Annotated in this window: 15 protein-coding genes; 2 read left to right on the top strand and 13 right to left on the bottom strand. The window is 37.5% G+C overall.

The window, feature by feature from the left end; genetic code table 11:
- From C1634_RS20420 to lpxB, 13 genes are all read right to left on the bottom strand, one after another.
- Positions 1-4,796 (bottom strand): GEVED domain-containing protein (locus C1634_RS20420; protein ID WP_109739048.1); only part of this gene is annotated, 4,796 nt, incomplete at its 3' end.
- Positions 4,797-5,024: 228 nt separating this feature from the next.
- Complete coding sequence (locus C1634_RS20415; protein ID WP_165835367.1) at positions 5,025-9,455, bottom strand: GEVED domain-containing protein; 4,431 nt, start codon at positions 9,453-9,455, stop codon at positions 5,025-5,027.
- Between the two features lie 168 nt (positions 9,456-9,623).
- The gene (locus tag C1634_RS20410) at positions 9,624-11,642 is read right to left on the bottom strand and encodes a M43 family zinc metalloprotease (protein ID WP_109739046.1); all 2,019 of its coding nucleotides are present in this window, start codon (positions 11,640-11,642) and stop codon (positions 9,624-9,626) included.
- Between the two features lie 337 nt (positions 11,643-11,979).
- Positions 11,980-12,645 (bottom strand): DUF6048 family protein, encoded by a 666-nt coding sequence (locus C1634_RS20405; protein ID WP_103232030.1) that lies wholly within the window; start codon positions 12,643-12,645, stop codon positions 11,980-11,982.
- Positions 12,611-13,087 (bottom strand): DUF6452 family protein, encoded by a 477-nt coding sequence (locus tag C1634_RS20400; protein ID WP_103232038.1) that lies wholly within the window; start codon positions 13,085-13,087, stop codon positions 12,611-12,613. Before C1634_RS20400 ends, C1634_RS20405 begins: the two co-directional genes overlap by 35 nt.
- Before the next feature lie 79 nt (positions 13,088-13,166).
- On the bottom strand, positions 13,167-14,573 hold the full coding sequence (gene rlmD / locus C1634_RS20395; protein WP_109739045.1) for a 23S rRNA (uracil(1939)-C(5))-methyltransferase RlmD: 1,407 nt from the start codon (positions 14,571-14,573) through the stop codon (positions 13,167-13,169).
- A gap of 160 nt (positions 14,574-14,733) precedes the next feature.
- Positions 14,734-16,275: a TlpA family protein disulfide reductase gene (locus tag C1634_RS20390; protein WP_109739044.1), complete on the bottom strand. Its 1,542-nt coding sequence runs from the start codon at positions 16,273-16,275 to the stop codon at positions 14,734-14,736.
- Positions 16,276-16,584: 309 nt separating this feature from the next.
- Positions 16,585-17,352: a succinate dehydrogenase/fumarate reductase iron-sulfur subunit gene (locus C1634_RS20385; protein WP_103232032.1), complete on the bottom strand. Its 768-nt coding sequence runs from the start codon at positions 17,350-17,352 to the stop codon at positions 16,585-16,587.
- Between the two features lie 24 nt (positions 17,353-17,376).
- Positions 17,377-19,389 carry a fumarate reductase/succinate dehydrogenase flavoprotein subunit gene (locus tag C1634_RS20380; protein WP_103232033.1) on the bottom strand — a complete coding sequence of 671 codons (2,013 nt, stop codon included), beginning with the start codon at positions 19,387-19,389 and terminating at the stop codon, positions 17,377-17,379.
- 15 nt (positions 19,390-19,404) lie between these two features.
- Entirely contained in the window at positions 19,405-20,067 is a 663-nt protein-coding gene (locus tag C1634_RS20375) for a succinate dehydrogenase cytochrome b subunit (RefSeq protein ID WP_103232034.1), read from the bottom strand.
- Between the two features lie 146 nt (positions 20,068-20,213).
- Positions 20,214-21,986, bottom strand: a complete 1,773-nt coding sequence (locus tag C1634_RS20370; protein WP_228410124.1) for a ComEC/Rec2 family competence protein — start codon at positions 21,984-21,986, stop codon at positions 20,214-20,216.
- Positions 21,987-22,128: 142 nt separating this feature from the next.
- Positions 22,129-23,220: a glycoside hydrolase family 99 protein gene (locus C1634_RS20365; RefSeq protein WP_103232036.1), complete on the bottom strand. Its 1,092-nt coding sequence runs from the start codon at positions 23,218-23,220 to the stop codon at positions 22,129-22,131.
- Positions 23,221-23,260: 40 nt separating this feature from the next.
- Complete coding sequence (gene lpxB, locus C1634_RS20360; protein ID WP_103232037.1) at positions 23,261-24,364, bottom strand: lipid-A-disaccharide synthase; 1,104 nt, start codon at positions 24,362-24,364, stop codon at positions 23,261-23,263.
- 78 nt (positions 24,365-24,442) lie between these two features.
- Between lpxB and C1634_RS20355 the strand changes: the two genes are divergently transcribed.
- Both C1634_RS20355 and C1634_RS20350 read left to right on the top strand, forming a co-directional pair.
- Entirely contained in the window at positions 24,443-24,952 is a 510-nt protein-coding gene (locus C1634_RS20355; RefSeq protein ID WP_109739043.1) for a DUF2480 family protein, read from the top strand.
- 1 nt (position 24,953) lies between these two features.
- A complete protein-coding gene (locus C1634_RS20350) occupies positions 24,954-26,213 on the top strand; it encodes a protein O-mannosyl-transferase family (RefSeq protein ID WP_103235195.1) in 1,260 nt (419 codons plus the stop codon).
- Positions 26,214-26,257: the final 44 nt, after the last annotated feature.

Genomic DNA, 26,257 nt, shown 5'->3' with positions numbered 1-26,257 from the left:
AATACTGAACTTACAGGGTTTGGATAAATCATGATTCCAGTCTGATCTATCGGGTTAGAAACGATAGGCTTAGAGATTCTTACCGTGTAATCCTCTACTTCTCCATTCTTGAAGTCTGCACAGTTTACAGGAATACCATCTCTTGACATTGCTACTCTCATGACAACATACTTATAGTCTGTCATGCTTACAAAAGCATCGGCAGGTACATTGAACTTACCGGAAACAGGGCTGTTTGAATTTGGAGAAGAAGTGTACACTCTTTCGTTAATATCAAACTCTCCATTTCTGTTGAAGTCAATCCATACAGCAATTCCTTCGTTATAAGTAGTTCCCGTCCATTTCTTCTCAATGATAATCTCATTGTCTGTAGAACCCTGGATCATTTCGATGAACGTTTTAGGAACTCCTGTATAATCTGTATACGTGGAAGCTCCGGATTCATTCTCCATCGTTTTCTTACCTGTAGGCTTCACTGTAACTTTAGAAATATGCTCTCCTGTAGAACTTTCTGATTTCATCTTACAGTAAATCACTGTAGGAGTCGTGAAATAGTAAGGAGGAGTATAATTTCCTGGAGTACCACTACAGATATTCACAACCTGCATTTCATATTTCGTTAATTCTGTAAGACCTGTCAATACAAGGTTATTAACTACAGATGGTACTTCTGTCCAGCTTGGAATACCTACTTTTCTATATCTAAGAACATAAGTTGCTCCCGGGAATGGATCCCATGTAATCTCTGCTGATGTTGGAAGCAATTGTGTAATGGTTAATCCTGGAGGAGGAATCTGACATATTCTTTCGGTTGTAAATACTTTAGGATTAGAATATGGATTCAGAGTAGTTTCTCCGTTACACTGATTAGCAATCTGAACTTCATAAGTGGTGTAAGGCTCTAAAGGTGTTACACTTCCTAACACATACGTGTTTGCAGGAGCTGCAGGTAAACTTACAATATTCCATGTTGTAGTTCCTACTTTTCTCCATCTCATCGTATAAGTAGAACTTGGTACTATCGGAGCCCATGTAATCAAGGCTGTAGTTGGAGTAATATTACCCACGGTCACATTTGGAGGCGTTGGATCACATCTTGTCGTAAATGTCTTGATTGGAGTGGCGGTTCCCACAATATCTCCACAAATAGCAGCTACTTCTACTTCATAAGTGGTAGCAGGTATCAATCCATTAATGACTAATGGAAGGTTACCCAATTGGGTAGAAGCATATACTTGTGTCCATGCTGTTGTTCCCTGAACTCTGTATCTTACCACGTAGCTTACTCCTGTTCCTGTAATGGTAACAGTAGCCGTTGTATGAGTGGTAGTAAATGTAGGAGCATTAGGCATTGCATTGCTGCAAGGTCTTATTCTTACCCGGTAATCTTCTACTTCTCCATCTACTGCATTCTGACACATAATAGGAGCACTTGTACGTTTCAGTACAACTCTCATCGTTGTTGTCAGTGGTCCTGTATATGCATTTGAAGGAACAGCAAAAGTGGCAGTAACCGGAGTTGTTGTATTGGCAGGAGAAATTAAGATTCTCTCAGCATCTGTGAACTGTCCGTTTCTGTCAAAGTCAATCCATGCTGTTACAGCATCGTTTCCTGTTGCACCGGTCCAGCCTTTTGCTACGGAGATTTTATTATTTTGAGAATTAACATCTAAAGTAATAAGAGTCTCTGGAGTAGTATAGCTTATATAATTAGTCTGTACTGAAGTATTATTCATTAGAGGAACTCCAAGGTTCGAAGAGGTAACAGTTACATTCGAAATATGGTCATTCGTTCCAGAACCTGTCATCTGACAGTAAGACAACGGCGGCGTTGTAAATGCTACTGATGATGAGTATGATCCTGTAGAACCTCCACAAGTGGTTGAAACCTGAACTTCATAGTTTGTCTGCTCTGTAAGACCCGTAATTCCATAGAAGTTCTGACCAGCTGGTACAGTAGCAGTCTGCCATGCACCACTTGGAGCAACTCTCCATCTTACAGTATATGTAGCTCCTGTTGTCGAAATCCATGATACAGTTGCATTATTTGCAGAAATATTATTTACTGTAATACTCGTTGGTGGAGCTGTTGTACAGGTTTGAGGATCTACAAATCTTACCGGATAATCTTCCACCTCTCCCTGAGTGAATGTTCCACAAGGAGTGTTAGTACTGCTTGTACTCATTACGACACGCATACGCGTTGGTTGAGTTCCTGTATAAACTCCACCTGCAGCATTAGGAACAGGGAAAGTAGCCGTTACAGGAGTAGTTGTACTGGCTGTCGTATTCAGAACTCTCTCATTTGTTTCAAATGTTCCGTTTCTGTTAAAATCGATCCACGCTGAAATTCCATAAGAGCTGCTAGAACCTGGCCAGTATTTGTTCACAGAAATTTTATTTGTATTTCCTGAACCTCTTTCCAAGATCACTATTCTTGTAGCATCTGTTGTATAATCTTTATATCCGTCCGATCCTGAATTACTAAACATAATAGGCGTATTCGTCGGAGTAACTGTTACATTATTAATATAACCACTTGTACCAGTATTACTTGTAGGAGCAGCTGTACAATAAGTAAGAGGCGGAGTTGTAAAGTTCACACTTGGTGAGAACGCTCCTGTAGTACCTCCACAAATAGTAGCTATCTGAACTTCATACTGGGTCTGATCTACTAAGTTAGTAAGAAGCTGACTACTTGTAAGTGGGGTTGTAATGTTAATCGTTGTCCATGTAGCATCGGTAACCTTTTTGTATCTCAATGTATACGTTGCTCCTATGGCAGGAACCCAGCTTACAACAGCTGTACTTGCAGTAAGATTTGAAACGGCAATATTACTTGGAGGAGTCGCTGAACACGGTTGTAAAGCAATAACATTTAATGTAAAGTCCACATAGTTACCAGCATTCGCCGGTCCACAAGCAGTAAGAACTCCCAACTCTGATGTCGCCATTCTTACTCTATAGTTACCAGGAGCCTGTCCTGCTGCTATTGGGATAGTACCCGTAGCAGTTGCAGTATAGCTGGTAGTAGCAAGAATAGTTTCTCCAGCGCCGTTGAAATTCATATCATTATTCCAGTCAACCCAAATATAATAGTAATAAGTATTGCTTCCTGCAGCTGCAAGGTTCACATTTACTGAAGTACTAGGTATTGCGGAAATAACAGTCGCAGAATTATTGACATATGCTGTATAGCTGTTTGCAGTATAATTCAAGTTTGAAATACCCCCTGTTGTTGTAATATTATTCAGATAATATGACGTACTTGAAGTACCTCCTGTAGGTATACAATATCCTGTATAGAAAGAAAGAGCGCCTTTCCATGTACTTTGATCCGTAGCACTACATCTTGCTCTTACCCATGCATAATATGTTGTATTAGGTACTAATGGTGAAAGTGTTGCAGTGGTTCCGGAAGGAACATTTAGTGAGGGTACAGTTGCCCCGGTTGGAGCCGTATTGCTTGTACTGTAATAAATATCATACCCTCCTGCCGGCACGTATCCAAAAGCGGTCCAGTTTAGTACTGCACTTGTAGGCGTTACCGTACCAATAGATAATGATCCGGTTGCAGGCATAGGTGGACATGTAGGAGGTGTAGTGATCGTTATTGACCCTTTCCATGTACTTTGATCTGTAGCACTACATCTTGCTCTTACCCATGCATAATACGTTGTATTAGGCACTAATGGCGAAAGAGTTGCAGTGGTTCCGGAAGGAACATTTAGTGAAGGCACCGTTGCTCCTGTTGGAGCCGTGTTGCTTGTGCTGTAATAAATATCATACCCACCAGCTGGCACGTATCCAAAAGCTGTCCAGTTTAGTACTGCACTTGTAGCGGTTACCGTACCAAGGGATAATGACCCTGTTGCAGGCATAGGTGGACATGTAGGAGGTGTGGTAAGGGTTATTGGTCCTGACCATGCACTCTGATCTGTAGCACTACATTTTGCTCTTACCCATGCATAATACGTTGTGTTAGGCACTAATGGTGAAAGAGTTGCCGTAGTTCCGGAAGGAACGTTTTGTGACGGAAGTGTCGCTGCCGTCGGAGCAGTGTTCGTCGTACTGTAATAAATATCATATCCCCCTGCAGGCGCAGATGAATAAGCTGTCCAATTCAGTACTGCGCTGGTAGCCGTTATTGTTCCCGTAGATAAAGATCCTCCGGGAGGCATAGGTAAACATGTAGGCGGGGTACCAAAAGTTAATTGAACATTTGGTCTGCTGGCCGATAATGTACCATTTCCTGTAGGTGCTGTAGTATCCGCTTCGAAATACATATGACTTGCCGTGGCAGTACTATATTTAAAGCCTGCTCCAGCCGTTCCTGAGCCTCCTCCGGATCCTCCATAATTGGTTTCAACTAAAACCAAAAGATTATCCGTTCCATTATAATTGTATGGAAGCTGTAGTTGAAGGGTATTCCAACCAACCGCTAGGCTGGTTACGTTCGCACTGTATACTAGAGTAGCTCCAGTAGTTATCGTGTTCCAGCTTTGAGCCGTGATGGCTGTAGTAGCAGCTGGTACAGATTTTAAATACACTTTGACCGGGAAGGTAATATTCATCGTTGCGGTAGCCTCCCATCCAACGGATAAAATGCTTCCTCCACCCGGAGTGTTTATTTCTGCAGCAGTATAAAGCGATGCAGACCTCTGATACCCATAATAGGGAGTCAAAGGATACCGCTGTGTACTAGTTCCTGTTCCAATGGTGACTATCTGGGCATGCAATGACATCCCAAAAACCAACCCGAGAAACAGAAGTAAAGAGGTAAAGAGTTTCTTCATAATGTTTTGGTTAGAAATATATGTTAATCTTACAAAATTAATTATATTTTTATCAATAAACAATTAGATAACTCAAATCATTAGCACATATTAATAAAAGAGTTATTCAATTTAAAGATCCACACTTACGGGCTATAATTGAATAATAATTCGTAAAAAATATCATTTATTATTACAAAAAATGAGCCTCCATTTCTGAAGGCTCATTCTATTTGAAATTTAGTTTATTTATTCTTTGATAAATTTCTTCTGAACTGTTTTACCGTTATCATCGATATCAATCACATAAACACCGTTGATCAATCTGCTTACATTGATCTGGCTGTTGAGTAAAATACCATCTCCGATTACCTGTCCTGCAGAATTGTAAATCTTATATTTAGCTCTCTTGCTAATATTCTTCACAAATAATACTGAACTTACAGGGTTTGGATAAATCATGATTCCAGTCTGATCTATCGGGTTAGAAACGATAGGCTTAGAGATTCTTACCGTGTAATCCTCTACTTCTCCATTCTTGAAGTCTGCACAGTTTACAGGAATACCATCTCTTGACATCGCTACTCTCATTACAACATACTTATAGTCTGTCATGCTTACAAAAGCATCTGCAGGTACATTGAACTTACCGGAAACTGGACTGTTTGAATTTGGAGAAGAAGTGTACACTCTTTCGTTAATATCAAACTCTCCGTTTCTGTTGAAGTCAATCCATACGGCGATTCCTTCGTTATAAGTAGTTCCCGTCCATTTCTTCTCAATGATAATCTCATTGTCTGTAGAACCCTGGATCATTTCGATGAACGTCTTAGGAACTCCTGTATAATCGGTATACGTGGAAGCTCCGGATTCATTCTCCATCGTTTTCTTACCTGTAGGCTTCACTGTAACTTTAGAAATATGCTCTCCTGTAGAACTTTCTGATTTCATCTTACAGTAGATTACTGTAGGAGTCGTGAAATAGTAAGGAGGAGTATAATTTCCTGGAGTACCACTACAGATATTCACAACCTGCATTTCATATTTCGTTAATTCTGTAAGACCTGTCAATACAAGGTTATTAACTAATGATGGTACTTCTGTCCAGCTTGGAATACCTACTTTTCTATATCTAAGAACATAAGTTGCTCCCGGGAATGGATCCCATTTAACCTCTGCTGATGTTGGAAGCAATTGTGTAATGGTTAATCCTGGAGGAGGAATCTGACATATTCTTTCGGTTGTAAATACTTTAGGGTTAGAATATGGATTCAGAGTAGTTTCTCCGTTACACTGATTAGCAATCTGAACTTCATAAGTAGTGTAAGGCTCTAAAGGTGTTACACTTCCTAATACATACGTGTTTGCAGGAGCTGCAGGTAAGCTTACAATATTCCATGTTGTTGTTCCTACTTTTCTCCATCTCATCGTATAAGTAGAACTTGCTGCTAGCGGAGCCCATGTAATCAAGGCTGTAGTTGGAGTAATATTACCCACGGTCACATTTGGAGGCGTTGGATCACATCTTGTCGTAAATGTCTTGATTGGAGTAGCTGTCCCAACAATATCTCCACAAATAGCAGCTACTTCTACTTCATAAGTGGTAGCAGGCGTTAATCCATTAATGACTAATGGAAGGTTACCCAATTGAGCAGAAGCATATATTTGTGTCCATGCTGTTGTTCCCTGAACTCTGTATCTTACTACGTAGCTTACTCCTGCTCCTGTAATGGTAACAGTAGCCGTTGTATGAGTGGTAGTAAATGTAGGAGCATTAGGCATTGCATTGCTGCAAGGTCTTATTCTTACTCGGTAATCTTCTACTTCTCCATCTATTGCATTCTGACACATCGTAGGAGCAGTGGTACGCTTAATTACCACTCTCATCGTTGTTGTCAATGGTCCTGTATATGCATTTGAAGGAACAGCAAAAGTGGCAGTAACCGGAGTTGTTGTATTGGCAGGAGAAATTAAGATTCTCTCAGCATCTGTAAACTGTCCGTTTCTGTCAAAGTCAATCCATGCTATTACAGCATCATTTCCTGTTGCACCAGTCCAGCCTTTTGCTACGGAGATTTTATTATTTTGAGAATTAACATCTAAAGTAATAAGAGTCTCAGGAGTAGTATAGCTTATATAATTAGTCTGTACTGAAGTATTATTCATTGGAGGAACTCCAAGGTTCGAAGAGGTAACAGTTACATTCGAAATATGGTCATTTGTTCCAGTACCTATCATCGGGCAGTAAGACAACGGCGGCGTTGTAAATGCTACTGATGATGAGTATGATCCTGTAGAACCTCCACAAGTGGTTGAAACCTGAACTTCATAGTTTGTCTGCTCTGTAAGACCTGTAATTCCATAGAAGTTCTGACCAGCTGGTACAGTAGCGGTCTGCCATGCACCACTTGGAGCAACTCTCCATCTTACAGTATACGTCGCTCCTACAGTAGAAATCCATGATACAGTTGCTGTAGTAGCTGCAACATTATTTACGGTAATACTTGTTGGAGGAGACGTTGTACAAGGTTGAGAATCTACAAACCTTACTGCATAATCTTCCACCTCTCCCTGAGTGAATGTTCCACAAGGGTTAGCATTATCGAAATATCTCATTACGACACGCATACGGGTAGGAAGAGTTCCTGTATATACATTACCACTCGCAACTGTTGGTACTGCAAAAGTAGCTGTTACCGGAGTGGTTGTATTATAGGTAGTATTAAGAATTCTCTCACTTGTCTCAAATGTCCCGTTTCTGTTAAAGTCTACCCAAGCTGAAACTCCATAAGATGTAGGAGAACCTGGCCAGTATTTGTTCACAGAAATTTTATTATTGGCAGAACCTCTTTCAAAAGTAACGACTCTTGTAGCGTCTGTTGTATAATCTTTATATCCGTCCGATCCCGAATTACTTAGCATAATAGGCGTATTCGTCGGAGTAACTGTTACATTATTAATATATCCACTTGTAGCAGTATTACTTGTAGGAGCAGCTGTACAATAAATAAGAGGCGGAGTTGTAAAGTTCACACTTGGTGAGAACGCTCCTGTAGTACCTCCACAAATAGTAGCTATCTGAACCTCATAGGTAGTCTGTTCCAATAATCCTATAAGCAATTGATTACTTACCAAAGGAGTATTGACTGCAATCTGCTGCCATGCACCAGAAGGCGAAACTCTATATCTTACAATATAAGTAGCTCCTGTAGTTGACGTCCATGTAACATTAGCTGTTGAAGGGGTTACATTATTTACAATGATATTAGAAGGCGGAGCCGTAGTACATGCTGATAAATCAATAAATTTCACCGCATAGTCTTCGGTCTCACCATAAGAATAAGTACCACAAGCAGCAATCGGGCTGTATTCATTCATTACAACACGCATTCTTGTTGTCAGGTTTCCGGTATAAACACCACCTGCAACGTTTGGTATAGTGAATGTGCCTGTTACCGGAGTTGTTGTATTACTTGGAGAAGTTAACACTCTTTCACTCGCTTCATAGATACCATTACGGTTAAAGTCAATCCAAACTCCCGTTAAGAAGCTATATTGATAACCTGGCCATGCTTTTGAAACTGAAACAGTAGCAGTACCTCCTCTTACCAAAGTAACTAATCTTGTAGGGTCTGTACTATAATCCGTATAGCCACTTTGATCAGAATTACTTACCATAGAAGGAGCACCCTGTGCATTGACAGAAACCTGGTTGATGAACCCATCAATAAAAGTACTTGTAGCTGATGAAGCACAATAACTAAGTGCCGGAGTTGTAAAAGTTACGCCGGAAGAGAATGCTCCTTGAGTACCTCCACAGACAGTAGCCACCTGAACTTCGTACTGGGTCTGTTCTGTCAGCCCCGGAATTGTCGCACTCCCCGAAAGAGGAGCCGTGACGTTAATTTGCTGCCATGCGCCAGCAGGTAAACTTCTATATCTTACTACATAAGTAGAACCTGTAGCCGTATACCAGTTAACAACTGCTGATACAGTAGTTATATTGTTCACCGTGATATTCGTAGGCGGTGCAGTGGTACATGCAGTCAACTGATGACTCACCAACTGTACTCTCGGAATATCCGAATACCTATCCGATGCCGAAGGAGGCGAGGCAGGATTTGGGTTCGTTGTATCTTCATAATAGAGAATACCTCTATTAGCTCCTGCATTATAAGATCCCCAAGCTGTACCTGGAGATGATGAATAACCTGATGTCTTTTCATTGACAGCAATCACAAGATTATCAGTTCCATTCCAAATAAATGGAGTGGTCAACTGAAGAGTCACCCAGTTTCCATTTGTTATGGTAGGCAAATCTCCGGTATACACTTGAGTTAAAGAACCCAGTGGAATCCAGTTTGTATTGCTCGAAAAGCTATTTTGGGTGGTGTTACCCATGTAAACTACCCAATCCTTATAACTATCCTGAGGAGTTGATAAGGTGTTTACATAAAACTTTACGGCCGTGATATAGGTCGACGTACCAATGGCAGTCGAAACTTCCGCAGCTGTATAAATCTGCTGGGAATAACTATATCCATAATAGGAACGTATGGGGAGATACACCGAGGTACCTGTTCCTGTCCCGATCTGGCCTGCCTGGGCTGAGACCTTTGATACAAGGCCTGTACAGATCAAACAGAGAAACAGAATTAAAGAGGTAAAGAGTTTCTTCATAATGTTTTCATTATTAATATTAATCATACAAATCTAAACATTTTTTATTATTAATTTATAGGTACAATTAGCTTTTTTTTGAAAAAAAACAACAATATCTCCACTTATGCTTTAAATAAAGAAATCCCCGGGAAAGCCCGGGGATTTAATAATATTCAAAGATTACTTCTATTTCTTGATGAATTTAAAGTTTTCAGAAATATTATTATCTTTTATAGTAATAATATAATTTCCTTTTAGCAGCTCACCCACATTCACTTTATTGTTGTCAATTGTGCCTTTTTTCACAAGTTGACCTACTGTATTGTGGATTTCAAAAGTTGCCTTACCTGAAACTTTAGTAACATTAATAATATCATTTACAGGGTTTGGATAAATTCCGAAATTGTCTTTCTTATTAACTTCACTTGTACCTAAAACCTGAGCTTTCATTACCTTTCTTTGAGAAGTTGTAAAACTACCACCTGACATTAAAACAGTTCCAGATTGAGTTGAAATGTTATAATATCCTCCATCAAGACCAATCCCGTCACCATAAACATCATTAATAGTGAAAGTATAACAGTCATCTGTACTTAATGTCCAGTTTTGAGTAATTAATGCTGGAAGAGACGTAGCTGTTTGTGGAGAATTAGGATAACCATTTCCACTATATACAGTAGTTCCTGCACTGTTCTTTAATGTCCAGTTTGTTTCTGCTCCATAAAAGTCTAACTGTAGATTAAATACTACATTTTGAGCTACAGGCATTGGTGCCCCTACATAAGTATCATTAACAGTATTGTTGGAAGCTCTTTGATCCGCTCCTCCATTTACAGTACCAATACTGATTGTCATTGGTCCACCTAATGTACCAGCAGTAACCGGAAGGCTAAGTAACTGAGATTTATCCTGACCTAGGTTACCCGTCCAGTTATAAGGAGTTTGTGCAACACCGTTAATTGTATAATTGATCTGTGCTGAAGTAAGCGCTCCTGTACCTCTGTTGAATAAAGATACCGGTACATTCAGTGATCCTGAACAAGTAACTGCAGAACAGGTTCTTTCTAATTTAACCTCTGCATCATTTGCGAACAAAGGAATTGCGATATCTTTAACTGAAGTCTTCAATGAAGCTCTTCTAGGAGAATTATTCATCACAGCTGTAATTCTATCTTTTTGATTAATTGTAAAGATATTCATACATGTGTCATTGGTATAATCCATATAGTTTTGAACCATTTCCATCACTGAAACATCATTACAACTTGCAATGGAAGGACAACCGCCATTTGCATCATGAGCGGTAGGAGTATCAGCACAGTAATCATCCCCACAAGCAGCATCTCCCCAAATATGTCTTAATCCTAAGAAATGTCCCACCTCGTGAGTCATTGTTCTTCCTTTATCATAAGGAGCGGATAACATGAAAGTACCATTAGTATTCAAATCACTAGTTCCAAATGTCGCAAAATTAGCTACAACACCATCTGTTTTACCATATCCACCCAGCGGATCTAACCCTTGAAGGTTTGAGCCATCCGGAAACTGAGCATACCCTAATAAGTTCGTATTTGGAGAAGCAAATTTCACACTCCACATGTTCATATATTGAGTAGGATCCCAAATAGTTTCAGGTTTCACATAAGCATCAATAGCATCTTTCTTAAAAGAATTTTGACATAAATTTACTCTGTCAATTCCATTGGTTGGGTTTCCATTGGGATCTACTTTTGCCAAAGCAAACTGAATTTGAACGTCTGCTCCTACAGCATTAGTATTAAATCCTGGAGTTCCTGTCAATTTGCGGTAATCCTGATTCATTACTGTAATCTGAGACATTACCTGCTCATCAACAATATTCGGAGCAGTACCCACTGCCTCTCCACCATGAATCACGTGAACAACTACAGGAATGGTAACAATACCTCCATTCTGTGACTTTTCATTTTTAGCTTTTTGAATTAATGGTCTCAACCAATCTTCAAATTGTTCTGTAGTAGGCCTTCCAGGAAAATGTTTTCTTAAAAAGTCTTCATATTCTGTTGTTCCACATCTGTCGAAACCATAAAATTTCGCAAGTTCCTGTGGAGATTTCGAAACAGACTCTGTCTTCTGTCTAATCCCACTAGTATTTTGTGCACTCATTAAACCGGCACATAATAAAGGTAATAAAAAGAGTGATTTTGAAGTAGTAGATTTTTGCATCTTTAATTTTTATAAACTTTACAAATATATTAGTTTTTAACAAAAGTTGTAATATATTTAAAAAAAATAATCCACAAATTAAGAAAAATATAAATATCAAGCCACAATTTATATAAATATTTACTTTTCACATACCTATTCACATCCATAATCATTTACAACAAAAAGAATATATTCATATAAATACCATAACACATGTCACACAATGATTAAAAATTAAAAATCAGGATTAAGATCATATTTCAAGATATGTACATCTTAAGGATATACCTATAGTTAAAAAGAGTAACCCCGAGGAAATTCCCCGGGGTTTATACTTATATAAAATATCTTTAATTTAGAATTTATATGCAATATTCCATGCAAATCCCATATTGAATTTTGATGAACTTTTTCCGAACCCAGGAACTATCATTGGAGAGATATCATCCTGCTTAGAAGTATATACCAAATATCTCGGCTGAAGATTCACATCAATATAGAAGTTGGAGCTGAATAACTGTACTCTGCCTCCTATGGTTCCTTCCAGCCAAAAAGAAGACTGAGATGAGGAAGGAAAGGCTTCAGAAGAACTACTTCCACCGAATCCACGAACGGGAATTGCCATATATTCCTGATTATAAAAAGATCCAGCAACTTTTCCTCCGGCATAAAATCCGTTGAATTCATTTTCTGCATCTTTTGCCAGCATATAAAACGCTCCTAGCTTAACAAAGGGACCGCTTGCTTTAGCATCATATCCATTCTTCTGATATACATTTTTTTCAAAACCAGCTTCTGCAATGGCATGAACATTTCCTCTGATTTTTGAAGAAATAAATCCCTGATACAGTTTTCTGTCCGAAAAAAATCCGGCTCCGGTGTTCAATACATCAAGGCCAACCATAAAATTGGGTTCATATTTTTCGTGAACCTTCTTCTCTGCTTCCTTTTTTTTGTCTTGTGCCCAGCTTATTACTCCAAATAAACTAAAAAGAAAGGTAAAGATTAGTCTTGTCTTCATTCTCTATTTGATTTTGTCCGATTTCTACCTTTTGAACAGGATTCGGAGTTACTAATTCTGAAGTTAAATTCTCATAAGACTTCTTGATCCCACATCCTGGAGATACATAGGTCGACTTTGTAGTATAATTGACCCTTACTTTAGATTCTACTCCTTTAACTCTAACTTTGAAATAAACGTCTGTATAAGGCGAGTTATCCACGCGTAAAGGAATTAGTCTGGAATCAATGTTTACAAGTTTACCCAGATCCACTTTTCCTGCACCATAGTCTACTGCTACATATAGTGTATCCACAGTCATTTCCTTTCCAGTTGATAGTGATCTGAAAGCAACCTTCATTCTGGGAGTTCCTTCACCACTTTCGCAGATATCATCATCTCCTCCACAGGAAAAAAGCATTCCTAAAAAACAGATCGCTATGAGAAATTTAAAGTACTTCATCTGTACATTTTTATTTTTTAATTGAGTCAGATGGAACTGACGTTTCATATTAAGATTTAAAATTCAAATTTAAATAAATTTATTTTTTAATCAGCAATGCAATGTTCTCAACATGGTGTGTTTGTGGGAACATATCTACCGGAAGTATTTTCACTAAAGTATAGTGATCTTTCATCAAAGCAAGGTCTCTCGCCTGCGTTGCCGAGTTGCAGCTTACATAAACTACTTTTTCCGGTGAAAGCTTTAAGATCTGCTCTACTACCTTCTGGTGCATTCCGTCTCTTGGTGGATCTGTAATCAAAACATCTGCTTTTGGATGATTTTCTAAAAACTCGTCATTAAAGACGTTTTTCATATCTCCACAATAGAAAGTTGTATTGGTTAAACCATTCAGTTCAGCATGTTCAATTGCCGCATCGATTGCTTCCTGAACAGATTCGATTCCGATAACCTGTTTTGCATTTCTTGCCACATATTGAGCAATCGTTCCAGTTCCTGTGTATAAATCGTAAACAACTTCATCACCTTTTAGATCGGCAAATTCAAGCGTTTTTCTATATAATTCTAAAGCTTGTTTGTAATTGGTTTGAAAGAAAGATTTTGGTCCTATTTTAAACTTCAATCCGTCCATTTCTTCCATAAGGTAACCTTCTCCGAAATACACGTTGATATTTAAATCATAAATAGAATCATTCTGTTTAGGATTAATGGCATACACCAATGTTTTTATCTGTGGAAACTGCTCCAACAAATAATCAAAAAGCTGAGTGCGGTTTTCTTTTTCTTCTCTGTAAAGCTGGAATAAAACCATCCATTCTCCTTTAGAGTTTTGTCTCATCATTAAAGTTCTCAGGAAACCTTTCTGCTCTCTCACATCAAAGAAATCTAGCCCTTTATTCTCAGCAAATTTTTTGACTGCCAAACGAATGGCATTCGACGGATCTTCCTGAAGGAAACATTCTTTTAAATCTAAAATCTTGCTCCACATTCCCGGAATATGGAAACCAAGCGCATCTCTGCTTCCGAAGTTTTCTTCAGAACTGATTTCGTATTGAGTCAACCATCTTGCATTAGAAAAAGAAAATTCCATTTTATTTCTGTAGAAATATTGTTCTTCAGCGCCTAAAATTGGAACCGTTTCAAAATCTTCAATTCCTCCGATTCTTTTAATATTATTGTAAACTTCTTCTTGTTTAAAATCAAGCTGCTTTTCGTAGCTCATATTCTGCCATTTGCACCCACCACAAGTTCCGAAGTGAATACATTTTGGATCAACTCTGAATGGTGATTTCTCAACGATTTCTTTTACTTCAGCCTCAAAATATTTTGACTTTGATTTTTTAACTCTTGCATTTACAACGTCTCCGGGAATCGCACCGGAAACCAAAACAGTTTTCCCTTCTTCAGTTTTTCCGATAGCCACACCTTTCGCTCCTGCTGCGAAAAGCTTTATATTTTCAAGAATTACATCTTTCTTCTTTCTCATATCAATTTCTTGTGACGAAGACAGCTTTCTACTCTATACTTCATCTATTTTCTATTTTTTCTAATAAACTTTAAAACCTTTCAGTTCCAATTTCGTTTGCAAAAATACAATAAAAAAAACCTTATCCGAAGATAAGGTTTCTATACTGTGTTAAAGTTTATTATTTTGTTGGAGCCGGCTGCGGATTTGCAGGTTGTGGAGCTTGCTGCATTGCAGAAGGGTCAAGCTGTAATTGTGGCTGCATCTGCACATTGGGTTGTGCTTTCGGAGCAGAAAGCCCAGTCTGCTTATCAAGAACTGTTACCAGTTCCTGCTCACCAAGATTCACAAAAGATCTGCTGGCAATTTTACCGTCTTTATCGATGATCACAAAGCAAGGTAATTTGAATCCGTATACACCATATTTCTTGGCAATATCAGAATTAAGACCTCCTTCTCCGTAAACATTTACTCCTTGAATTCCTTTTAAAAGAGAATTGCTTGTTTTAATAAACTGATCTTTTGTATCGTCTACGTTTACAAATACAAAATTCATTTTAGATTTGTAGAAGTTTACTACTTCTTTTAATACAGGTACTGTAGCTTCGCTGATATAAGGATTCCATGAAGCATAGAAGAATACCATATAAGGTTTTCCTTTGTTTTCAGAAAGCTTATACGCTTTTCCGTCCTGTTTTGTTAAAGCTACATCTGGAGCTGCTTCTCCAATTTTAAGTCCTGTAATTGCTACCTGCATTTTTAAAAGGTCACTTTTAATAGTAGCATCTTTGATATCTGAATCGATGATTTTTTTAATCTTGTCAATGTTTGCCGCTGGGCTTGTTGGATGAATATCAGCCTGAGCCATTACAAACGCTAAAAGATAATCTTTTGCAGTCTGAGATAAATCTTTCTTAGTTTTTAAATATTGAGCGAACATCTCAGAAGTTGTAACTCCGGTTTTCCCTTTGCTGTTTGCTTCTGCATACTTCTGAAAATCAGGAGTCATTTTTACAAGAAGATATTGTCTGTAAAGAGGGATCGTTTTCACCATCGCTTCTTTGTCAGTTTCCAATTGAGTTTCGTAATCTTTGAAAGCTTTAGAAGCCTTATAAGATGGATTCCCTGACATTGGTCCGTGAGACATTTCATAGTTAGCAAGCAGGTTAAGAATAGTTACTTTCACGTCGTTTTTCTTCCACTCTAAAAGCCCTTTGCTTGGGTTGTTTTTCTTTGCAAGATCATCAACATTTTTATTAATGTCTGCTTCAACTTTATGCATCCCTTTTAGAAAAGCTGCTTCGTCTCCACCCATTAATGCTCCTAAGTTCACTTTGCTACCGTACTCTGCAAGGAATTTCATAGTTGCTGTAAGGAAATCATTATTCTTTTTAGCGTCTCCAGTAATTACGTATTCACTTGGGAAAGTAGTTCCGTTTCCTGAAATATTTACTTTTTGTCCTCCTTCAAGATAGATCAGGTTTTGTCTGCCTGCATAGTTGATTACATACATTCCGTCTTTAGGAGCATCGAAGTTTCCTGAGAAATTTCCGTCTTTATCTAAACCAATATTAACCAAAGGCAGGGTTCCTACTCCTGAAGCTTCTACAAATTCAATTCTTTCTAATGATGAGCTTCCGGTAATTTTCCCTTTTACTTCTACTTTTTTTGAACAAGACATCACAAAAACTGTGATGATAAACAATAAAAGATATTTTTTCATTTCAATTTTTAATATTACACAAAAATAAGCTTTTTAGGGCTTGTTAATTCACACTAATTATTTTTTTTAAAAATTTTATTATTACGGTTCAAAAGGGATATTCCAATTATTTCATGGTTCTCTTTTGTCACGGTAAGACGTTTTTGAAAGTTTTTGAAAAAACGATTCAACTACCCTTCAAATATATACTTATTAAATAAAGAATGACTCAAATCTATCAATAAGTTAACAAACTTTAACAAGGCTATGCCTTTCATAAAAAAATCGCCTCCAAAAATGAAGGCGATTTTTTATGTATTTGAATCAATTCTATCCTTGATCTACAAGAGCAGCCATATATTCTCTGTTCATTCTAGCGATGTTTTCAAGAGAAATACCTTTAGGACATTCTACTTCACATGCTCCGGTGTTTGAACAGTTTCCGAATCCTTCTTCGTCCATAGCTTTTACCATGTTCAGAACTCTTCTCTTCGCTTCTACTCTCCCTTGAGGAAGTAATGCATATTGAGAAACTTTAGCTCCTACAAATAGCATTGCAGATCCGTTTTTACATGTCGCTACACAAGCTCCACATCCGATACAAGCAGCAGCGTCCATTGCTTTGTCTGCATCTTCTTTTGGAACCGGAATTGCGTTAGCATCCAATGTATTACCGGAAGTATTCACAGAGATGAAACCTCCTGCTGCCATTACTCTGTCGAATGCGCTTCTGTCTACCATCAAGTCTTTGATAACAGGGAAAGCAGCACTTCTCCAAGGTTCAATTACGATCGTTTCTCCATCTTTGAACATTCTCATGTGAAGCTGGCAGGTTGTGATACCCGTATCAGGACCGTGTGCTCTACCATTGATGTAAAGAGAACACATACCGCAAATTCCTTCACGACAGTCGTGATCGAAAGCGATAGGCTCTTTTCCTTCTTTGATAATGTTTTCGTTCAGAATATCCAACATTTCCAAGAAAGAAGAATCTGTGGAAACATCTGATATTTTGTAGGTCTCAAACTGACCTTTAGTTTTGCTATTTTTTTGTCTCCAAATTTTTAGGGTAAGATGAAGGCCTTTTTTTGCACTCATAATTATTTATTTATAGGTTGGAGATTATTTGTAACTTCTTGCTTTAACTTCAATGTTTTCGTAGATCAGCTCTTCTTTATGCAGAACTTCTGTTGTGATATCATCAGTCTGATATTCCCAAGCTCCTACATATTTAAAGTTGACATCGTCTCTTTCTGCTTCACCTTCAGGAGTCGCATGATCTTCTCTGAAGTGTCCGCCACAAGATTCATTTCTGTGTAACGCATCGATAGCCATTAATTGTCCTAGTTCGATAAAATCTGCCACTCTGAATGCTTTTTCAAGCTCAGTGTTCATTCCATCAGCATCACCAGGAACTTTCACATCTTCCCAAAATTCTTTTTTCACCTGAGCAATTTCAGCAATAGCTTCTTTTAATCCTTCAGGAGTTCTTCCCATCCCCACTTTATTCCACATGATGTGTCCTAGTTTTTTATGGAAATGATCTACAGAATGTGTTCCTTTATTATTTAAGAAGAAATCTACTTTTCCTTTAATGTCTTTTTCAGCTTCATCAAATGCTGCTGAATTAGTAGGAATTGTTCCCGTTCTGATATCTGCAGAAAGGTAATCTGCAATCGTGTAAGGAAGAACGAAATATCCATCCGCCAATCCTTGCATCAAAGCAGAAGCTCCCAATCTGTTTGCTCCGTGATCAGAGAAGTTAGCCTCCCCAACAACGAAACATCCAGGGATTGTAGACTGAAGGTTATAATCAACCCATACACCACCCATTGTATAGTGAACTGCAGGATAGATTTTCATTGGAGTTTTGTAAGGATCATCAGCAGTAATTTTTTCGTACATAACGAATAAGTTACCATACTTCTCCTCAATCCAAGCTTTTCCTAAATCATAAATCTGCTGATCTGTAGGATTATGAATATGTTTTTCGATAGCGGCTTCTTTACCTTTTTTGATGATCTCTGTGGAGAAATCTAAGTAAACACCTTCTTTCGTTTCATTATTTTCGATTCCGAAACCAGCATCACATCTTTCTTTACCAGCTCTAGACGCAACGTCTCTAGGTACTAAGTTTCCGAATGCAGGATATCTTCTTTCTAAATAATAATCTCTATCTTCTTCTTTAATATTTTCAGGTCTCAATTTACCATCTCTGATGGCTACAGAATCTTCAATCTTCTTAGGAACCCAAATTCTTCCTGAGTTTCTAAGGGATTCAGACATCAAAGTAAGTTTAGACTGCTGCGTTCCGTGAACAGGAATACAAGTAGGGTGTATCTGTACATAACAAGGGTTTGCAAAATACGCTCCTTTTTTGTGGATCTTCCAAGCTGCAGAAACATTGGATCCCATTGCATTGGTAGAAAGGAAATAAACGTTTCCGTATCCTCCTGAAGCGATTACTACAGCGTGAGCAGAGTGTCTTTCGATCTCACCTGTTACAAGGTTTCTTGCGATGATTCCTCTTGCTTTTCCGTCAACAATAACAAGATCTAGCATCTCATGACGGTTGTACATCTTGATTCTTCCTTTACCGATCTGACGGCTCATTGAAGAGTATGCTCCTAATAATAACTGCTGTCCTGTTTGTCCTTTTGCATAGAAAGTTCTTTTTACCTGAACCCCACCAAATGAACGGTTATCTAGCTGACCGCCGTAATCTCTACCGAAAGGAACCCCTTGGGAAACACATTGGTCAATAATATTTGCAGAAACTTCAGCTAATCTGTAAACGTTAGCTTCTCTTGCTCTATAGTCACCACCTTTGATGGTATCATAAAACAATCTGTAAGTAGAGTCACCATCACCTTGGTAATTCTTAGCTGCGTTGATCCCTCCCTGAGCTGCAATAGAGTGTGCTCTTCTTGGAGAATCCTGGTAGCAGAATGCTTTTACGTTATATCCTTGCTCAGCTAGTGTAGCTGCAGCAGAACCTCCTGCCAAACCTGTACCTACAACAATAATATCAATCTTATCTCTGTTGTTTGGTGCAACAAGGTTCATATGGTCTTTATGATTTTTCCACTTGTCTTTAAGAGGACCCGCTGGAATTCTTGAATCTAATTTACTCATACTAGTATATTGATATTATTGAGTTATAAAATGGTAAACTGCTACGATGATAAATCCTGCAGGAATAATGATTGAATACCATTTCCCGAAAGCTTTGATCACCGGAGTATATTTTGGATGTCTTGCTCCGATTGACTGGAATGAAGACTGAAACCCATGAGCTAAGTGTAATCCCAATAGAACAAAAGAGATCACATACAGAGCCACTCTCCAAAGATCAGCAAACTTCTCATGAAGCTCGGGCCAGAAACGTTCTGCATCAGGAGTCAATCCGTCCACATACTTGTAATTAATTTCATGCAGCCAGAAATCATATAAGTGAAGCGCCAAGAAAGCTAAAATAACAGCTCCTGAAATAATCATATTTCTGGACATCCATGAAGAATTCACTGATGCGTTGTTTGCTGCATACTTTACCGGACGCGCTTTATTATTCTTGATCTCCAATACAAATCCCATCGCAAAATGGAAAATTACTGCAAAGCCAAGAATAGGCTGCATTAAGAACTGCACAAAAGGATTATAGCCCATAAAGTCAGATGCTGTATTGAACGCATCCTTATTCAGAACTGATAACAAATTGGTTGTCAAATGCAGTATAAGAAAAACCAGCAAAAACAGAGCTGATAATGCCATAGCGTATTTTCTACCTATCGTAGAACTCGTTAAACCTGCCATATAAGTTTAAATTTGAATTTCCCACAAAATTAAGAAATGTTAACAAGATCGAAAAGTGAGAAATCTCACAATTAGACAGTTTGTAATCTTTCTAAATAAGAATGATACACATTATAAGTGGAGGAAAACGTATAAATTATAGAGCATTATTTCAGATCATACACCTTATCTCTGAAAACAACTTGCTGAGTAGAGGGTAAAAAGGTTTTTATTTCAAAATACCCCACTCTTCTGGAAGCGCAATAAGGCCTCACAATATACTGTAAAACCTTTGTCTTATTTTCCCTATTTGAAATCCAGAAACAAGCATTATTTCCTTTTTTTATTGAAAAAATTTTGCTTTTACTAAAGGTATGAACCAATACCTCTTCTTTCTGATTTTCAAAGACATTGCTTCCGACTCTTATCATCAGAAACACAACAACAGCCATCATTAATCTCATAGAATTTTTAAAATTAAATTTTAAGATGACCGGCCTTAATAAACAGATAACTGCTGACACGGAGAGAACCTCTACCCCATTCATAGAGATATTTTCAAAGAATAATAAGTCTATATCAGCAAACCAATGGATCATTTTCAACAATATCTGAATAACGAAATCATATATTCCATTTATAAGCCCAAAGTCAATTCCACAGGAAAAAAGAGCAGTCATCAGGAATGAAAAAACGATAATTATTTCAGAAAAAGGAACGATAACAAAATTTGCAATGATGGAGATGAATGAAAACTGATGAAAATAATACAATACCAGAGGCAGCGTTGCCAACTGCGCTGATAAAGATATTGTGATCGTGTTAAAGAGAATCTTTTTTAAATAATTATCCTGCTTTGGAAAATGTTTCAAAAGAGGCTGATTCAACCAATATATTCCCAAGACGGCCAGAAAACTAAGCTGAAATCCCACCTCAAAAAGCTGCTGCGTGTCTCCAATTAAAATACAAAAAGCTGATAATGCCAAGGAGTGAAGTAAATCGGGTTTCCGCTGAAGCAACACAAATATAAAATAGACCGTCAGCATGATACACGAACGCAAAACAGAATTTCCAAATCCTATGAAAGCAGCAAACAGCCAGATAAAAGACAAGCTTAGAATAATTGCATATTTCCTGAACCTTAGGGGAATAAAATGGATCAGTAAAAAGTAAACCATTCCAAAAATAACCACAATATGAGTCCCGGAAATCGCCAAAAAATGAATCAAACCGGACCTATTGAAATCCAGTATAGTATCCGCATCCATTTCTGTACGATCCGCCAGAATAATACCTTTTAAAAACTCTTTGGTTTTCACCGACATTCCGGCTTTATCAATCTTCCTGAGAACTGTAAGTCTATATTGCCGTAGTTTATCTGGAATTGTCAGATCATTCCGTTCTGCAGATACAATTTCTTCTGAAAGATAAACCTGGTAGTCAATATGTCTTCTTTTCAGGTATTGAAAATAGTTAAATTGAAAATCATATTGAGGCGCTTTTGGTGATGTTATATACCCTTCAGCTTTATAGTAATGGATAAAATCCAGCTCTTGATGACCCTTAGGAATATAAAAAATTGAATTTAAAACCCCATTTCTTACCCTGGCTGCCCCTTCATACTTTCTATATTTCTCAGTAGAATTTAATTTTTGAGAGATTTTAAAAGTAACGGATTCTTTTTTCTTTACCAGCAAATGAACATCCCTTGAAGAAATAGTATAACCATGAAGAATAATCCCCGTTCCAAAGAACAAAAGTGCAAGTAAAATAACTTTAATTTTGTGCAGAAAATAAGAATGAAAACATATGGTGGTGAGTATAACCAGGCAAATCGCAATACCTAAATAAAATATAATTCCTGACAGTAGAATCTTATCCTGAAAAAGAATTCCAAGAATAAAAAATATTACCAGAATGAGGAGAGGCTGCTTTTGCAATTTCAATTAATTATCCTTGGAAAATAGATAATTAATCAATGAAATATGATCTCTTAAATAGCTAAATAAGTACTTTACTTTTCACCAAAGGTATTAAAAGAGCACTTGATTTTTTGCTATAAAATTAAAGTTTGAAAGTATGTTATTTCTTTTTCAAAAATTTATCCGTCAAACGCTTCGTTTCTTTGATATAAAATAAGGGATCTTTCCCATAATCTTCATATTTGAAGTTCCCCACTTTTTTAGGGATAGCCGGTTCTATTTGTGTCCCTTCATGCCATTCGTTGAATGATGTGATTCCGATAAAATCGGGGTTTACTTTGATGGCAGCATCAAACATATTTTCGTAATACTTACCACCATTTCGGCTTTTGAAATTCGCTTCGTTCCATGGACGGATTCTGGTATCTGAATACCCGGGACCCACACAAGGGATAAAAATCAGATGATGATCATTGGCATATTTGGATAAGAAATCCCAATTTGCCGTTGTGCTTCCATATACAAAACCTTCGCTGGCAAAATAGGTATAGAAGCCATCAAAACCGGATGAATCAAAAAATTTCGCATCATCTTTCTCTACCCACAATCCAATATAAAGAGCATCCAAATCTGTATTTCTAACCGTTTTCTCTCCATCTTTGGATAATATTTTCACCCATTCTTCTTTAGGAATTTTATAGCTGTCATATACGTAAAACAAAGGTTTTCCTTCTTTTTTATAGAAAGCATGATGGTGGGAATACGTTTTTACAAGATAGGAAAGCTGCTCTTTTAATTCTGAAGTACTTTTATAGAACGGCTCAATGTGAAATGCAATTTTTAAATCAAAACGATCGGCAATATCCAGGTATTTGATGAGACTTTTATCGGTAAACGAATCTTTTCCAAGCCAGCTGACTACAACTACCCCTACTCCGGATTCTTTGATCATCTTCATATGTTTTTCAATGATCTTCGTGTCATTGGAACTATAATTTCCAAGGGCAGGATAAAAATTAGCACCAATATCATCGCCCCCTTTATGATGTCCCAGATTATTCCACTTCGGATTGCTCCAGTGAGGAATGATCTCATGCTTCCAGTGTTGATAACTTCCGTCATTTGCTGGATTTCCATACCATCCATAATAGAATATCTGAACTTTATCTCTTGAACTGTTCTGCTGGGCAAAACTTTTTGAGAAAAACAATGTAAATGTCAATAATAAAAGAAAGCGGACAGAATAATTCATAGTTAAAAAGCAGATTAAATTCTTAGATGTTTGATAACAATTATACTTTTAAAATTACCTCAGCAGCATGCTCACTGGCTCCTTTCCCTCCAAGCTTTTCTCTTAAAAGAGTATAATCATTCAGGACCTGTTCTCTTTTTTCTCCGGTAAGGATTTTGTGAAGTTCTGCCACCAGATTTTTAGTATTCAGATCATTTTGAATCAATTCTTTAACAACTTCTCTATCCATAATCAGATTGACAAGGGAAATGTAATTGATATTTTTAACTAATCTTTTAGCAATAGCATAGGAAATTTTGCTTCCACGATAGCAAACTACTTCAGGAATATTCAGCAGAGCGGTTTCAAGTGTCGCTGTTCCGGAAGTCACAAGAGCGGCTTTGGAGCACCTCAGCAAATCATATGTTCTATTGGATACAAAATGAACATTGTCATCCACATATTTCTGATAAAATTCTTTAGGAAGACTAGGAGCACCGGCAATGACAAACTGGTAGTCTTTAAAATGAGGTCTCACAGAAAGCATTATTTCAAGCATTTTCTCAACCTCCTGTTTTCTGGAACCGGGTAAAAGAGCGATAATTTCTTTTTCGTTCAGCCCGTTTTCCGATTTGAATTTCTCAGTGCTGATTTCTTTCAGATCAGAAATAGCATCCAGCAAAGGGTGACCTACAAAATGGGAATGCACTCCATGTTTTTTATAAAACTCTTCTTCAAAAGGAAGAATTACCATCATTTCATCCACATATTTTTTAATCGTCTCCACTCTGCCTTCTTTCCAGGCCCAAAGTTGTGGGGAAATATAATAAACGACTTTGATTCCCAATTCTTTGGCAAATCTGGCAATCCTCAGATTGAAACCCGGATAATCTACCAAAATCAAAACATCAGGTTTATTATTCAGGATATCTTCTTTACATATTTTAATATTATTCAGAATTGTGCGTAGGTTCATCACCACTTCCAGGAATCCCATAAAAGCCAGGTCCCGATAATGTTTTACCAGTGTTCCGCCCTGAGCTTTCATCAGATCACCACCCCAGAACCTGAATTCTGCATTTGGATCTTTTTGCTTTAAGGCTTTCATCAAGTTGCTGCCGTGCAAATCACCGGAAGCTTCTCCTGCAATAATGTAATACTTCATTTCTATAGTAAGGATAGAGAACAAATTAAAATAGATATGATCTTAATTCGTAAATTTGTTCAAAGATAATGATAAAAAATGTCAGAAGAATTTGAAATACGGAATAAAGTTGCAGAAAGCGGCCTTATCAATTTTGACCTTACCACTTTACTTCCAAAGGGGGAAAGAAAAGGGATTGACCTTAAAGATTTCCTTTTTCAGGAAATGATCCTGAAAGAAAAAGATTTCCGTGAAAAGGTAGATGCCATCGATACTGAACAATACAAAGACGCTTATATATACATTTACAATTCTGTGGATACTATTATCCCGCTTTGGGCTTATTTTGTATTGACAGCAAAGATAACCGACGTTGCCAAAAAAGTAGTGTTTGGAAACCGTGAGGATCTTGAAGTTATTTTAATGCACAATGCCATCCAGACTCATGATTTTGAGGAGATGAGAGGAAAAAGAGTCCTTGTAAAGGGCTGTTCAGATAAAGAAATTCCGGAAAATGCTTATATAGAGCTGGTAGAACAGCTAAAACCTATTGTAAAATCTCTGATGTTCGGAGAAGCCTGTTCTAATGTCCCTATTGTAAAGAACTAATATGAACAAATATTTATCAGCCATATTTTTGTTTATTATTTTTCTTGGGATTTATTACGCTGGAAGTTTTTCAAAAATTCCTTTCGCAGACTGCGTAGGATTCGTTCTCTCAGCAGAAAAAGAAGAATGGGCAGTAGTGGCTGATGCTACAAGTCATTTTTTATATATAAATACCGTCATTTTAATTAAAAATCTGATCGGTATGAATGCCATTGAGGCAAGCCGGTTTTTGGTTGTCTCGTCAGGTGCAGCAACTGTTTCTGTTATTTATCTCACTGTAAAAAGTATTTCAAAAACAGAATGGGCATCCCTTACGGCTGCTTTTGTTTTTGGTTTCAGTTTCTCATTTTGGAGAAATGCGGAAATAGTAGAAGTATATACCTATAATTCTCTCTGGGTAAGCCTTTTTTTCTTTTCAGTTATAAAAAGTTTCACAGAAAATAAGAGGATCTATATATTGCTGAGCAGCCTATTTTTAGGAATCAGCTTATGGGTTCACATTCAAAACATCTTGCTAATACCCGCCTTACTGATCTTTTTATTTTATTTCAGAAACGAAAGAAAATACGCAATAGCTTCTCTATTTATTTTTGCAGCATTGTTTGGTTCTTTATTTATTCTAAATATTTCCCAGGGGCTGCCTTTCAACTCACCATATAGCTCTGATCAGGGAACCTGGGTAGAAGATTCTTTGAAAAAAAGTACAATTCAGTATGTGAAAGATTTTTTCCAATCTTTGGTGTATCTGATATATAATTTCAATCTATTTACCTATTTCGGAGTCGCAGGCATTCTGCTTTTGTACAAGACTCATAGAAAGATGTTTTTTGTCTTTGCTGTCGGGGCAGTATGTGTATACGGGTTTTCTACGTTTTATGCTGTATCAGATAATTACGTTTTCTTTTTGCCCTTCAATATAATTTTTGCTTTGTCAATCGGGTATGGTCTTTCTTCTGCAAAGTATGCCCGTTTAAGAAAATTTTCATGGGTATGCTTACTGATACCTGTGGGATATCTTCTCTTTTACAACGTTATACTTTTAACAGATAAAGGAAAGGAATTTCATGTATTTAAGGAGTACAAAGGCGGTCTGGATTATTATGCTCTTCCATGGATGAATAATAATGTAGGCATTCTGGAGTTCACTATTGATAAGAAGCAAGCTCCTGAACCTATCGAATGGATGACAATAAGTGCTCTAGAGTACATCAAGGTATTAAAAAGCAAAGGGTACACGGAAGAACAGATCCGAAAACTTTAACAATAATTATGAGAGGCGGTCATTTTATGAGGCATATTTTTTGA

The organism is Chryseobacterium viscerum (assembly GCF_002899945.2).
Lineage (GTDB): Bacteria > Bacteroidota > Bacteroidia > Flavobacteriales > Weeksellaceae > Chryseobacterium > Chryseobacterium viscerum.
This window is presented reverse-complemented; position numbering and strand designations above follow the sequence as displayed.